The organism is Mesorhizobium sp. M0904 (assembly GCF_040319475.1).
Taxonomy (GTDB): Bacteria; Pseudomonadota; Alphaproteobacteria; order Rhizobiales; family Rhizobiaceae; genus Mesorhizobium.
The window spans coordinates 50,621-63,662 of the sequence record NZ_JAMYOC010000007.1; the positions used below are offsets into that span (position 1 = coordinate 50,621).

Genomic DNA, 13,042 nt, shown 5'->3' on the forward strand with positions numbered 1-13,042 from the left:
GCTGTTGTAGGGCGCGGCGCCGCCATTTCAACCATCGGCGCCAACTCACGATTCGATCGCACCGCAACGCCTGAAGCAGGAGCGCGGCATGATGGAAGACAGTGCAGGACGGACCATGGTTCGCGCGGCGATGAAAGCCCCTTATCTGGAACGTGACGAAGAGCATCTCCTGGCGCTGCGCTGGAAGGAAAACAATGACCAGCACGCGCTGCACCGCATCACCGTCGCACATATGCGGCTGGTCATTTCCATGGCGTCGCGGTTTCGCCACTACGGCCTTCCGCTGGGCGACCTGATCCAGGAAGGCCATGTCGGGCTGCTGGAGGCCGCGGCCCGTTTCGAGCCCGAGCGCGAGGTGCGGTTCTCGACCTATGCGACATGGTGGATCCGCGCATCGATGCAGGACTATATCCTGCGCAACTGGTCGATCGTGCGCGGCGGCACCAGCTCCGCGCAAAAGGCGCTGTTCTTCAACCTGCGCCGTCTGCGCGCCCGCCTGGCAAACGGCGCCGAGCAGACGTCGAATGCCACGCTCTACCGCGAAGTGTCGGCGGCTCTCGGGGTATCGGAGGCGGATGTGGCGATGATGGATTCCCGCCTTTCGGCGCCGGACAGCTCGCTCAACACGCCGCTTGCCGACGATGCGGGCGCAACCGAGCGGATGGAGTTCCTGGTTTCGGATGACCCGCTGCCCGATGAGGTCGTCGGCGACACGATCGACGTCGAACGCCGCTCGGTGTGGCTGAAGACGGCGCTCGGCGCTCTCAATGCGCGCGAGCTCAGGATTATCGAGGAACGCCGGCTGAGCGACGAGGGCGCGACGCTCGAAGCGCTTGGCGAGACGCTCGGCATCTCCAAGGAACGTGTCCGGCAGATCGAGGCGCGCGCCATGGAAAAGCTCAAGGCGGCGCTGGTAAAGCAGAATCCGGAATTTCTCGCAGCCTGAATCGCGTCGGCTGCTATTTGTCGGTGACGATCTTAACCTTGTCGCCGGCCGAAACCGCCGCACCCGGCGACAGCGCGTTGAGCACCCTGAACAAATCCAGCTTGCGGTCCACGCCGACCATCTGTGCGGCCAGGGAGCCCATTGTCTGGCCGGGCTGCACCGTGACGATGCGGATACGCAGTGGCTTCAGTGCTGCCTTCTCGGCAGCACTCAGGATGCGGAATGAGCCGCTGACCGAGCGCGCCACCGTGCTCAGCGAGGTGCTGGCCGACGGTGCAGCAGTCAGCAAGCGGTAGACCTGGCCGCCGGCGCGGATCACCGCAATATCGAATTGCCAGCCATCGGCGCCGGCATGCGCGGTCGCCGCTTCGTTGCCGTTGATCGTTTCCTGACGCACGCTGCTGTCGTCGAGGCCGGCAACCCAGCCGCTGCGGATGTAGTCGGTCAGCGAGCGGTCCTTGTCGATCGAAACGCCGTCGAAGCGGATTGCCATGTCGCCCGGGCCTGTGGCCGTCACCGCCGCCGCCGAATTGTCGATGATGAAGCCGTTGGGCACTGAGAACGACACGCCGAGGCCAGGATGCAGGAAGGTTTCGCCGCGCACATAGCCTTCCTCCGGCGTGTCGCCGTAGAGCAGCCCGTCTATGCCGGCAAGGAATGAATCGCGGTCGCGCGACCCGACACCGGGCGCGCCGAACTGGCGGGCGTGGCGCTGCGCGAGATCGATACGCTGCGGCGTGTTGGGGTGCGTCGCCAGGAAGTCGAGGCTGGCGTCGGTGGCGCCGCTGATCGAGCGGAAATCGGTATAGGCCGACATCGACTGCAGGAAGCGGCCGGCGGCGTAGGGGTCGAAACCGGCTTCGCCGATCGACTTGATGCCGATGGCATCGGCCTCCAGCTCCTGATTGCGCGAGAACTGGGCCAGCCTCAGCTTGCCGCGGATCAGCGCCGCCTTGGCCGTCGGGTTGTCGCCGAGCACGTCCGAAACGACCTTGGTCGCCAACCCCTCTTCGGCTTCCAGCTGCTGGCGCTGCAGACCATGATTGGCCGTAACGTGGCCCATCTCATGCGCAATGACGGCGGCAAGCTCGGCTGAATCGTTGGCCAACGCCAGCAGGCCGCGGGTGATGTAGAGATAGCCGCCCGGCAGCGCGAAGGCATTGACGTTGGGCGAGTTGAGGATGGTGATGCGGTAGGTCTGGGTCGGGTTGGCCGACACCACGGTCAGTCTGCCGACGACCTTGGCCACCATGCGCTCGAGCTTGGGGTCGGAATACTCGCCGCCATAGGTGGCGAGGATGCGCGGGTGCTGCGCCTTCGCCAGTTCGGCGAGCCTGCTGTTAGCGGCGACATTGTCGACCGTAATCGGCTTGTCGGAGGGCTGGAAGCCCGATTCCTGCACGTCGGGAGGCGTGAACATCTGGCAGCTTGCCAGCGCCACGGCAAGACCGGCCAGCGCAAGAAAGCGCGCCAGCGGTTTCAGCCTCCGATTGTCGATGCCGGTCGGCAGGTCGGCTTCCTTTCAAGTCCTGGGACGTGACCGCGAAAATCGGGCGCGATTTCCGGAAAGCATCACGCGCAAAATCAAGTTCTACGGCGTCCTTCGTGCGTCCGACAGATACGAGGCAGCAAGGGCAAATCACGGTCTAAGCCGGACCAGTTCCTGGCGGACCTAGCCACACTACCTCGACCATGGCAAGCAAGCGCCGCTTCGCCTTCCGCCGGTTTGACCATAAATTATGTCCGCTTCCGGGCAACATCTCGTGATCCAGTCGCAAACGGACCCGAGCCGATATAGCGTCGGAATGCCTCCGGTCCAGCCCCAACGAAAAAATCGGCGGCGGTGCCGGTCGCGGCAACCGTGCCACCGTCCAGGAAAACCATGTTTTGGCCGATACGGCGCGCATCGTCCGGCTGGTGCGTGACGAATAGCACCGTCATGCGCTGCTCCGAATGGACGTCGGCCACCAGGTCGAGCATGTCGTCGCGCAGTGCCGGTCCGAGCGAAGCGAACGGCTCGTCAAGCAACAGCACCGGCCGGTCGCGCACTAAAACCCGGGCGAGCGCGACGCGCTGCCGCTCGCCGCCGGAGAGTTCGCGCGGCAGTCGGCTTTCCTTGCAGGCAAGGCCGACGCGCTTCAGCGCTGCGGCGATTGCGGCGCGGTCAGCCTCGCTCAGCCTGAGCGAAGGCGAGCGGCCGAGCCCGACATTCTGCTCGAGGGACAGATGGGCAAACAGGTTGTTTTCCTGGAACACCATCGATACCGGCCGCGCTGATGGCGGCGCAGTGCTGACGTCGGCGCCGCCGATGAGCACGCGGCCTGACCGTGGCGCTTCGAAACCGGCCACCAGATTGAGCAGTGTCGACTTTCCCGAACCGCTCGGCCCCATGATGGCGGTGATTTCCGACGCCGGGAAATCGACATCGAATATAAGCGGCGTTTCACCATAGCTGAACGAGACATTATCGAGCCGCACGGCCGCGCCTTTTTCCACCGAAATGGACCGTTCCGGGCTGATCGGCATCATGATTTCTCCCTCCTTCCCATCCAGTCCGCGGTCAGCACCAGCGCCAGGCAGACAAGGCCGAGCAGCAGCGCCAGCCCGGCCGCATCCTCGGTGCGGTAACTGCCCATGCGGGCCAGCAGCAGGTAGGGCAAGGTTTGCACGGAATCGCTGCCGAACAGCGCAATGACGCCAAGATCGCCGAGCGACAGCGCCATGGCGAAAGCGAAGCCGGTGGCGAGCGGCCGCCGCAGCGACGGCCAGTCGACCAGCCGCAACCGGTTCCAGGCCGAGATGCCAAGCTGTGCGCAAAGCCGTTCGTGGCGTTCGCTCGCCGCGTCATAGGCAGGGCGGATGGCGCGGATGGCGAACGGCATCGCCATCACCGCATTGACCGCAACGACCATGACAGGGGCGATCGCAAAGACATCGCTGACGGTGCGCAGGAGCAGGAACCAGCCGGCGCCGATGACGATGGGCGGCACCACCAGGACGAACCCCGCACCGGTGTCGGCCAGATGTTCGAGCACCGTCCGCCGGCCTGTCCGCCGGGTGAGCGCCAGCGCCCGGCGCGCCATGACCAGCGACAGCGACAGCGCCAGGGAGAGCAGCGCCGATAAGACGGACAGCACGGCACTGGTCGCCGTCGCTTGCCGCACCGCGCTCTCGCCGGCAAGGCGGCCGAGATCGGCGCCAAGCCCGGCCGCCAGCGTGGCCGCCATCGGCCCGGCGACAAATAGCAGTGCCAGCCCGATCACCAGCGCGTTCAGCACGGTCTCGGCCGCACCGGCTAAAAAATACCGGCGCGGCGCCACCGGCAGATTGGCGTCGCCGGTCATATTGGCGCCAAGCCGCGTCAAGGCCAGCACGACCACGAAGGTCAGGGCAATCTGCAGCAGGGTCAGCGTCACAGCCCGCGCCGGGTCGAAGTCGAAACGCAGCGCCTGGTAGATGGCAACCTCCAGCGTCGTCGCGCTGGGTCCGCCGCCGAGCGTAAGCACGATGGTGAAGGAGGTGATGCACAGCATGAAAACGAGCCCGGCAACGCCCGGCAAGGCCGCACGCAGCGGCGGCCATTCGATCAGCCGGAAGGCCGGCGCAGCACCCATGCCAAGCTGGCTCGCCAGCCGCCATTGGTCGGCCGGCACGATCTGCAACGCCTCCAGGAACAGCCGCGTCGCCAGCGGCAGGTTGAAGAAGACATGGGCGACGAGTATGCCCGACAGGCCATAGATGCCGGGCCAGCTCTGGCCGCCTAGCGCGCCCAGCGTGCCGGCAAAATAGCCGGCGCGGCCATAGAGTGCCAAGACACCGAGTGCGGCAACAATGGCCGGCAGCGCCAGTGGCACGGCGAAAAGCTGCAGGATAAAGCCTCGCCCGAAAAACTGTGGATGCCGCGACAGGGCACGCGCGACGAACAGCGCTGGCGCGACGGAGAGCAGGGTCGACAACAGAGCCTGCCAGAGCGTGAAACGGACGATACGCAAGAGATACGAATCGAAGGCGGAGACAACACCGGACGGGTCGCGCGTGGCTTCGACGACGAGCCCGGTGAATGCACCGCCGATCAGCAACGCGATGGCGGCGAGCGCGACGATGCCGGCGTTGACGCGGGAGTCAGATGATGGTGCGCGTTGCACGCTAGACCACCAGATTCGAGATTCTTAGTGAGGATTGCGTTCCTTCGCGCCCCCCTCTGTCCTGCCGGACATCTCCCCCACAAGGGGTGAGATTGGCAGTTTCAGCGCTCCGCTCATTCCAGCAACATCGGCGACTGGCGAAAGCCGCCGTGCCGTCCGATCTCCCCCCTTGTGGGGGAGATGTCCGGCAGGACAGAGGGGGGCGCCGTAGAGCGATCATCTTCGATCAATCGGCCAAAGCTACTTGCTCATCGCCGCAAGCCACTCATCGACCCAGGCCTTGCGGTGGGCCGCGACTTCCTCCGGGCTGAACAGCAAGGTTTTGGTCGGTTTGACAAGCTTGTCGAACGCCGGATTGAGCGGCTTGTCGGTCTTGCCGGCCGGGAACATCCAGTTGGTTTCGGGAATGACATCCTGGAATTTCGGTCCGGTCATGAAGGCGATGAACTTTTCCGCCAGCGGGTTCTTCGCGCCCTTGGTGGTGATCCCCGCAACTTCGATCTGCAGGTATTCGCCTTCCTCGAAGGACGCCGCCTGGTAGCGCTCGGTGTTTTCGGCGACCATGTGGTAGGCCGGCGACGTGGTATACGACAGCACCATCGGCGCCTCGCCCTTGGTGAACAGGCCGTAGGCCTCGCTCCAGCCTGGCGTCACCGTCAGCACCTTTGCCTTGAGCTTGGCCCAGGCTTCGGGCGCCTTGTCGCCATAGACCGACTTGACCCACAACAGCAGGCCAAGGCCCGGCGTCGAGGTGCGCGGGTCCTGGATGACGATCTTCTCTCCGGCATCGCCCTCGACCAATTCCCTGAGGCTCTTCGGCGGGTTCTTCAGTTTTTCGGTATCGTAGACGACGGCGAAATAGCCATAGTCGAACGGCACGAAAGTATCGTCGCGCCAGCCGCCCGGCACGCTGACATCCGATATGGCGCCATGCGGCGAAAACAGGCCGGTTGCCTTGGCGTCGGCGGTTAAATTGGTATCGAGGCCAAGCACGATATCGGCCTTGGTGGCGGCCCCTTCCAGCTTCACACGGTTGAGCAGCGCCACGCCGTCAGCGACCGAGACGAATTCGACGACGCAGCTGCACTCGGCCTCGAAGGCCTTCTTCACCGCCGGTCCCGGACCCCAATCGGCGGTGAAGCTTTCATAGGTATAGACGGTCAGTCTATCCTGTGCCGATGCCTGCCCTGGCAGGGCGAGCGCGGATGCCGCAAGCAGGACAATCGGGACAAGAGAGTGGAAAAAACTGCGCATCGGCGCCTCCTTCGTTCGCATTGAAAGGAATTGAGGCGCCGGGCTGTCCGAAGCGTCTAATCCCTCCGCCGGTACAAACCGGATCAGGTTCAGCGGGTTGGCAGTCTTGCCTCTCAGCCGGTCCGCGAAGATCGCGTCCGGCACCCCGTTAGAGCGTTTCGACACATAGGCCCGGCCGAAGTGCCGCGCAAGCGGAAGTTTGCCGGGCATCCAAAGCCCAGCCTTCCGTTTCGTCTGCCGTTTCATCTTCCGTTTCATTCTTCCGTTTCTGGGGCAGGGCTGGTAAGGGCCACGAGATATGAGCAAATTCACCATCCTGCTTGGCGGCGATCTCATCCGCACGCCGCTGCTCGACCGCCAGGTCGAAGGCTCGCGCGTCATCGCTGCCGATGCCGGCATCGGCCATGCCCGTATGCTGGGCCTGAGGCCGGAACTCTGGGTCGGCGATTTCGATTCCGTGCCTGCCGAGTTGCCGGAGGATCTGGCCGCCGTGCCACGGCAGGTGTTTCCCGCCGAAAAGGACAAGACCGACGGTGAACTCGCTATCGCCGCCGCACTCGAACGCGGTGCGACCAGCCTTGTGCTCGCAGGCGCTTTCGGCGGCAAACGCACCGACCACATCTTCCTGCATCTGGCGCTGAGCGTCCGGCTGGCGGAAGGCGGGACGGACGTGCTTTTGACCAGCGGCGCACAGGAAGGCATTCCCTTGCTGCCCGGAAAGACTGGCTTCGACTATGCCGACGGCACGCTGTTTTCGGTGCTCGGCTTCTCCGATCTCGCCGGCCTGAGCGTCACCGGTGCCAAATGGCCGCTCGACCATGTCGAGGTTGCGTTCGGCTCGTCGCTGACCATTTCCAACGAGGTCAGGGGCCGGTTGGAAATCGCGCTGGCCAGCGGCCGCGCGCTGCTGCTCGCGCATCCTTTTCCCTTACCTGAAAGCTGACATGGCACCGCCGCTTCTCAATCTCGATGGGATAAAGCTGACCTTTGGCGGCACGCCGCTGCTCGACGGTGCCGCCCTGACGGCCTCAGCTGGCGACAAGATCGCCTTGGTCGGCCGAAACGGTTCGGGCAAGTCGACGCTCCTCAAGATCGCCGCCGGGCTGATCGAGCCGCAGGACGGCGAAGTCTTCCGCCAGCCTTCGGCAACCGTGCGCTACTTGCCGCAAATGCCCGACATGGAAGGTTTTGCGACCGTCCGCGCCTATGTCGAGGCGGGGCTCGGGCCCGCCGACGATCCCTATCGCGCCACCTATCTGATGGAGCATCTCGGCCTGACCGGCGAAGAACGGCCGAACGACCTCTCCGGCGGCGAGGCGAGGCGTGCGGCACTCGCCCGCGTCATGGCGCCGGAGCCCGACATTCTCCTCCTCGATGAGCCGACAAACCATCTTGACCTGTCGGTCATCGAATGGCTGGAGGAGGAGCTTGCCCGCACCTCCTCGGCACTGGTCGTCATCTCGCATGACCGCCGTTTTCTCGAGCGCGTGTCACGCGCCACAATCTGGCTCGACCGCGGGCAGACCCGCCGTCTCGACAAGGGCTTTGGCTATTTCGAGCAATGGCGCGACACGGTGCTGGAGGAGGAAGAGCGCGAGCAGCACAAGCTCGGTCGCCAGATCGTCCGCGAGGAGCACTGGCTGCGCTATGGCGTGACAGCGCGGCGCAAGCGCAACATGCGCCGGCTCGGTGAGTTGCAGACCATGCGCCAGCGCTTTCGCGGTCATCGCGGCGCCGAGGGTGCGGCGACGATGACAGCCAGCGACGCCGCCGAATCCGGCAAGCTGGTGATAGAGGCCAGGAACATCGAGAAGAGCTTTGGCGATCTGATCGTGGTCAAGGGATTTTCGACCCGCATCCAGCGCGGCGATCGCGTTGGCTTGGTCGGGCCGAACGGCGCTGGCAAGACGACGCTGTTGAAGATGCTGACCGGCGAATTGAAGCCGGACGCAGGCACGGTGCGGCTCGGCACCAATCTGGAGATCGCCACGCTCGACCAGAAGCGCGAGGCCGTCGATCCACAGGAGACACTGGCGCAGTATCTCACCGACGGTCGCGGCGAGAACCTGGTCATCAATGGCGAACAGCGCCACGTCGTCTCTTACATGAAAGACTTCCTGTTCAAGCCGGAACAGGCGCGCACGCCGGTGCGCGAGCTTTCGGGCGGCGAGCGGGCACGGCTGATTCTCGCCCGCGTTTTGGCGCGGCCGGCAAACCTGCTTGTGCTCGACGAGCCGACCAACGACCTCGATGTGGAGACGCTGGAGTTGCTGCAGGAACTGGTCGCCGGCTTTGCCGGCACGGTGATCCTGGTCAGCCACGATCGCGATTTCCTCGACCGCACCGTGACCAGCATCATCGCGCCGGATGGTGATGGCCGCTGGATCGAATATGCCGGCGGCTATTCCGACATGCTGGCGCAGCGCGGCGGCACCAGGCTGGACGACCGCAAGGCGCGGCCGAAGGCAGAGACCAGCGAGGCGACGGCCGCAAGCAGGAGCGACGCGGTCGCTCCCAAGGGCCCGGCAAAGAAACTGTCGTTCAAGCAGAAATTCGCGCTGGAAACCTTGCCCAAGAAGATCGAGGCGGTGTCGGCCTCGATCTCGCGGCTGGAGAACAACATCGCCGATCCGGCCTATTACGAGCGCGACCCGGCCTCGTTCCAGAAGACGATTGCCGCGCTCGACAAGGAGCGCGTCACACTGGCAGCGCTCGAGGAGGAATGGCTGGAACTCGAGATGCTGCGCGAGGAGATGGAGGGGTAATTCGCGAGTTCAAGCACCTTGTCATTGCGGCTAGACAGGAGTGCGCATATGTTATGCGCATGCTGCGGAGGTGATCATGCGCAAGATAGCTGTGAATGCGGTTCGTCAGCCGGCAAATCTGTCTATCGACTCAAAGCTCATGAAGGAAGCCAAGGGGCTCGATGTTAATGTCTCGCGCGCCGCTGAAGCCGGCATCGCAGAGGCAGTGGCCGCCGAAAAGACGCGGCTGTGGAAGCTTGAGAACCGCGCGACGATAGATGCGTGGAACGAATATGTCGAAAAACACGGTATTCCGCTGGCAGAACATCGGCAATTCTGATGGCGCGCTACGACGTCTTCGCGAGTAGCATCGAAGGCGGCTATCTCCTCGACGTCCAGGCCGATCTGCTCGACCATTTCAAGACCCGGGTGGTCGTCCCGCTGCTGCCGGTTGCGATGGCACCATCACCAATGCGAAGGCTCCATCCCATTTTCGAGATCAATGGTCGGAAATTGGTCATGGCCACCCATTTGATCGCCACGGTTGCGGCGACGGAACTGGGCGAGAGCCGACTGAATCTGACCAGGCATCACGAAGACATCGTGAGCGCGCTCGACATGCTGTTCCAAGGCTTCTGAGCCAAGGAGGCGTTGGGCTGGTGAGCCGGCCTCACCCCGCCGTCTTTGTCTGCCAGGCCTTCAGCGCCTCGTCGAATACCTTCTCGCCGGGAATTCCCTTTTCCATGGTGAGCAGCGCCCGCCGCCCGGTCTTGTAGACGACCGGCACGTCAATCCAGTCCTGACCTCTGAGCAAGGTCAGATTGGCGTCTTCATCCGCCTTGGTGTCGTTGAGCGCAACCAGGAAGAAGCCATCGGCGATCTTGGCCGGGATGCCGATCAGTGGGCTGCCGGCATCCTGCTCGGAGCCCTTCATGGCGACACGCAAGATGTTGTCGACACCGCCGCCCTCGAAGCCATTAGGCGTCAGGAAGATCATCTCGATGATGTGGCTGGCCGGCAGCGTCTGGTCGGTGTTGCGACGGATCGTCATGCGCAACTGGATATCCTTGCCTGGAATGGTCGCCTCGGCACGGATCGCCGGCTCGGGCGGCAGGTCGCCGCCGGGCGATTCCTGCACCAGCGACCAGACGATGTTGCCGGGCTCGGCCGAGCCTTGAGCGGTGCTGGTGCGCTCCTCGTAGAAGATCGCCTTCTGGCCGACGGCCAACGCGGCTTGCGGCGGAACTACCGTCGGTGCCGCTGCCGTCGCGGGCGGTGGGGCGGCCGTTGCAGGGGCTGGCGGAGTAGCTGCAGCATCGGGCGGCGTTGCGGGCGTTGGCGCAGCGGACCCATCGACTGGTGGAGCATTGGCCGTGGCTTGCGTGTCGGCGGGTGCGGCCGGTGCCGGCGCGGCGGGTGCCGGGGTGGTCGGCGCTTGAGCGGCCGACGGCGGCGTGGTCAGTGCGGCGACGGATTCGCCTTCGCCGATGCCCGCCTGCCCGGCCGCGGGGCCGGGATCGACTTCGTGGCCCTCGGGCGTAAGGCGCTGCGTAAACTTCGCGCCCTCGCCGGCCTCCGTCGGAGGCGCGGCGGCCGGTACGGCCGCATCGGCCACCGGCTTGGCCGGGGCTGGTTTTACCAGCGGTTCGGTGGCGACGGCTTTGGTCTCGTCGAGGCCGAGCATGCTGCCGAACGCATCCTTGTTCAGCCAGATGCCATAACCGCCACCGGCAATGACCAGCAGGGCAATGGCGGCGGCGATCACGCCGCCATAGCTGCGCCTGCGCTCGGCAGGATGGAGTCGCTGGAACCTGTCCTCCGCGGGGCCGCCGTCGTTGGAAAAGTCGTCGCCCCGAAAAACGCTGTCTTGGTCATCGGCCGTCGGAAGATCCATATCGGACGGCGGCGGACCAGCGCGCTCTTGAGGAAGAGCGACGGGCTGCGGCTTTTGCCAGTTCGGCACCGCCTTGGCGGGCGTGGACTGCCATGCCGGCCCAGTCTGGGCCGGCCCGGTCTTTGCTGGCCCGGTCGTTGCTGGCTCCGTCTTTGCTGGCTCGGTCTTTGCCGGCTGCCGGACATGGCTGGGCTGGTTCTTGTTGCGGTCGATGGAGGAGAAGATGTCCTCCAGTTCCGCCAGCGGATCGGATGCCGGTGCCGGTTTAGCATATTCTCGCTCAACGCTTGCGATGGCGTCTTCGAGTGCGCGCTTCTGCCTGGCGACATCCGACGGCGCAAACGGCGGATCGCGTTCGGCAATTTTCTTCGCGATCGTCGAACGCGCCATGTCATAAACTTTGGCGCGCACTTCCGCCGACGGCTTATCAAGCTTGTCTAGCGTCTTTTTCAGGGCACCAACAAAATCTACCATGCTTCAGTCGACCTGCATTTGTTTCTGGGCCGGCCCCCGCAAATCAGCCGCAATGCCCGGAAAGGCTGAGAAACTAGTCTTGAAACGGATCGGTCACAAGTATCGTGTCGTCCCGTTCAGGGCTGGTGGAAAGGAGTGCGACCGGCGCGCCGATCAGCTCTTCGATGTGGCGGACGTACTTCACCGCCTGCGCCGGCAGATCGTTCCAGCTGCGCGCGCCGGCGGTGGTACCTTTCCACCCCTCCAACGTTTCGTAGACCGGTTCGACGCGGGCCTGCGCACCCTGGCTGGCCGGCAGGTAATCGATCGCCTCGCCGTCGAGTCGGTAGCCGGTACAGACCTTGATCTCGTCCAGCCCATCGAGCACATCGAGCTTGGTCAGCGCAATGCCCTTGATGCCGTTGACGGCGACAGCCTGGCGGACCAGCACGGCATCGAACCAGCCGCAGCGCCGCTTGCGGCCGGTGACGACGCCGAATTCATGGCCACGCGTGCCCAGGAACTCGCCGATCTCGTTCTTCTGCTCGGTCGGAAACGGGCCTTCGCCGACGCGCGTGGTATAGGCTTTGGTGATGCCGAGCACATAGCCGATGGCGCCCGGGCCGACACCGGAGCCCGCGGCGGCCTGACCGGCAACCGTATTGGACGAGGTGACGAACGGATAGGTACCATGATCGATGTCGAGCAACGTGCCTTGCGCGCCCTCGAACAGGATGCGCTCGCCGGCGCGGCGCTTGTCGTCGAGGATTTTCCAGACGCGGTCCATATAGGGCAGGATCTCGTCAGCGACGGAAATCAGCTCACTCATGATCGCCTCATGCGTGACTTCGGCATGGCCAAGCCCGCGCCGCAGCGCATTGTGGTGCGTCAGCAGCCTGTAGACCTTCAAGGGTAGCGTTTCCAAATCCGCCAAATCCATCACCCTGACCGCGCGCCGGCCCACCTTGTCTTCGTAGGCGGGACCGATACCGCGGCGGGTCGTGCCGATCTTCGTTCCGGAATTGGACGCGGCGTCCTCGCGGAATCCGTCCAGCTCCCGGTGCAAGGACAGGATAAGCGCGGTGTTTTCGGCTATTTTCAGGCGGTCCGGCGTCACCTCGACGCCCTGCGCCTTCAATTTCGCAACCTCCGCGACGAAAGCGTGCGGATCGAAGACGACGCCATTGCCGATGATGGACAGCTTGCCTTGCCGCACCACGCCGGACGGCAGCAGCGACAGCTTGTAGACCTTGCCGTCGACGACCAGCGTGTGGCCGGCATTGTGGCCGCCTTGGAAGCGCACGACAACGTCGGCGCGCTCCGACAGCCAGTCTACGATCTTGCCTTTGCCCTCATCGCCCCATTGCGAGCCGACGACCACCACATTGGCCATATTTCTTTTCCCTTGAGACGCCGCACGAGCAGCTTGAAAACAGTTCGAAACGACAGGCCTCTATCGCATCGGCCCCCAAAATCGGAATCGATTTTCGGAAAAGCACGACGCGAGGATTAGAGCCTTCCGACGCGTACTTGTAGCGTCCAATTGCACGCACGTCGCTCTATAGCGTCAAGACCCGGCGAGCGCGACCACTCTTTGCCGCCCAAA

11 protein-coding genes and 1 riboswitch are annotated in these 13,042 nt (G+C 64.4%); of the genes, 5 read left to right on the plus strand and 6 right to left on the minus strand.

Annotated elements, in window-relative coordinates; genetic code table 11:
• Positions 1-88 precede the first annotated feature (88 nt).
• Positions 89-946, plus strand: coding sequence for an RNA polymerase factor sigma-32 (locus tag NKH80_RS09430; protein WP_254816490.1), 858 nt, complete (start codon positions 89-91; stop codon positions 944-946).
• A gap of 13 nt (positions 947-959) precedes the next feature.
• Here the strand turns inward: NKH80_RS09430 and NKH80_RS09435 are convergent, their stop codons facing one another.
• The 4 genes from NKH80_RS09435 to thiB all read right to left on the minus strand — a co-directional run bounded on the left by NKH80_RS09435 (position 960) and on the right by thiB (position 6,345).
• Positions 960-2,429: a M48 family metalloprotease gene (locus NKH80_RS09435; RefSeq protein ID WP_254817057.1), complete on the minus strand. Its 1,470-nt coding sequence runs from the start codon at positions 2,427-2,429 to the stop codon at positions 960-962.
• Positions 2,430-2,683: 254 nt separating this feature from the next.
• Positions 2,684-3,475: a thiamine ABC transporter ATP-binding protein gene (gene thiQ, locus NKH80_RS09440; protein ID WP_352991190.1), complete on the minus strand. Its 792-nt coding sequence runs from the start codon at positions 3,473-3,475 to the stop codon at positions 2,684-2,686.
• A complete protein-coding gene (thiP, locus tag NKH80_RS09445) occupies positions 3,472-5,091 on the minus strand; it encodes a thiamine/thiamine pyrophosphate ABC transporter permease (RefSeq protein WP_352991193.1) in 1,620 nt (539 codons plus the stop codon). The genes thiQ and thiP overlap by 4 nt, the downstream gene beginning before the upstream one ends.
• 240 nt (positions 5,092-5,331) lie before the next feature.
• Positions 5,332-6,345 (minus strand): thiamine ABC transporter substrate binding subunit, encoded by a 1,014-nt coding sequence (gene thiB, locus NKH80_RS09450; protein ID WP_352504967.1) that lies wholly within the window; start codon positions 6,343-6,345, stop codon positions 5,332-5,334.
• A 43-nt stretch (positions 6,346-6,388) separates the two neighbouring features.
• A riboswitch (TPP riboswitch) is annotated at positions 6,389-6,503 on the minus strand.
• Positions 6,504-6,643: 140 nt separating this feature from the next.
• Here thiB and NKH80_RS09455 point away from each other — a divergent pair.
• From NKH80_RS09455 to NKH80_RS09470, 4 genes are all read left to right on the plus strand, one after another.
• On the plus strand, positions 6,644-7,288 hold the full coding sequence (locus NKH80_RS09455; RefSeq protein WP_352504966.1) for a thiamine diphosphokinase: 645 nt from the start codon (positions 6,644-6,646) through the stop codon (positions 7,286-7,288).
• Position 7,289: 1 nt separating this feature from the next.
• Positions 7,290-9,110, plus strand: a complete 1,821-nt coding sequence (locus NKH80_RS09460) for an ABC-F family ATP-binding cassette domain-containing protein (RefSeq protein ID WP_352991196.1) — start codon at positions 7,290-7,292, stop codon at positions 9,108-9,110.
• A gap of 76 nt (positions 9,111-9,186) precedes the next feature.
• Positions 9,187-9,429, plus strand: coding sequence for a type II toxin-antitoxin system CcdA family antitoxin (locus NKH80_RS09465; protein WP_254816484.1), 243 nt, complete (start codon positions 9,187-9,189; stop codon positions 9,427-9,429).
• Positions 9,429-9,728, plus strand: coding sequence for a CcdB family protein (locus tag NKH80_RS09470; protein WP_352504964.1), 300 nt, complete (start codon positions 9,429-9,431; stop codon positions 9,726-9,728). Before NKH80_RS09465 ends, NKH80_RS09470 begins: the two co-directional genes overlap by 1 nt.
• 31 nt (positions 9,729-9,759) lie before the next feature.
• Here the strand turns inward: NKH80_RS09470 and NKH80_RS09475 are convergent, their stop codons facing one another.
• The gene (locus NKH80_RS09475; protein ID WP_352504963.1) at positions 9,760-11,457 is read right to left on the minus strand and encodes a hypothetical protein; all 1,698 of its coding nucleotides are present in this window, start codon (positions 11,455-11,457) and stop codon (positions 9,760-9,762) included.
• Between the two features lie 73 nt (positions 11,458-11,530).
• Positions 11,531-12,829, minus strand: a complete 1,299-nt coding sequence (locus NKH80_RS09480; RefSeq protein WP_352504962.1) for an adenylosuccinate synthase — start codon at positions 12,827-12,829, stop codon at positions 11,531-11,533.
• Between the last annotated feature and the right edge of the window lie 213 nt (positions 12,830-13,042).

Coding starts and splice junctions, on each gene's coding strand:
- NKH80_RS09430 (WP_254816490.1), top strand. CDS start 89: ATGATGGAAGACAGTGCAGGACGGACCATGGTTCGCGCGGCGATGAAA.
- thiQ (WP_352991190.1), bottom strand. CDS start 3,475: ATGATGCCGATCAGCCCGGAACGGTCCATTTCGGTGGAAAAAGGCGCG.
- thiB (WP_352504967.1), bottom strand. CDS start 6,345: ATGCGCAGTTTTTTCCACTCTCTTGTCCCGATTGTCCTGCTTGCGGCA.
- NKH80_RS09455 (WP_352504966.1), top strand. CDS start 6,644: ATGAGCAAATTCACCATCCTGCTTGGCGGCGATCTCATCCGCACGCCG.
- NKH80_RS09460 (WP_352991196.1), top strand. CDS start 7,290: ATGGCACCGCCGCTTCTCAATCTCGATGGGATAAAGCTGACCTTTGGC.
- NKH80_RS09465 (WP_254816484.1), top strand. CDS start 9,187: ATGCGCAAGATAGCTGTGAATGCGGTTCGTCAGCCGGCAAATCTGTCT.
- NKH80_RS09470 (WP_352504964.1), top strand. CDS start 9,429: ATGGCGCGCTACGACGTCTTCGCGAGTAGCATCGAAGGCGGCTATCTC.
- NKH80_RS09475 (WP_352504963.1), bottom strand. CDS start 11,457: ATGGTAGATTTTGTTGGTGCCCTGAAAAAGACGCTAGACAAGCTTGAT.
- NKH80_RS09480 (WP_352504962.1), bottom strand. CDS start 12,829: ATGGCCAATGTGGTGGTCGTCGGCTCGCAATGGGGCGATGAGGGCAAA.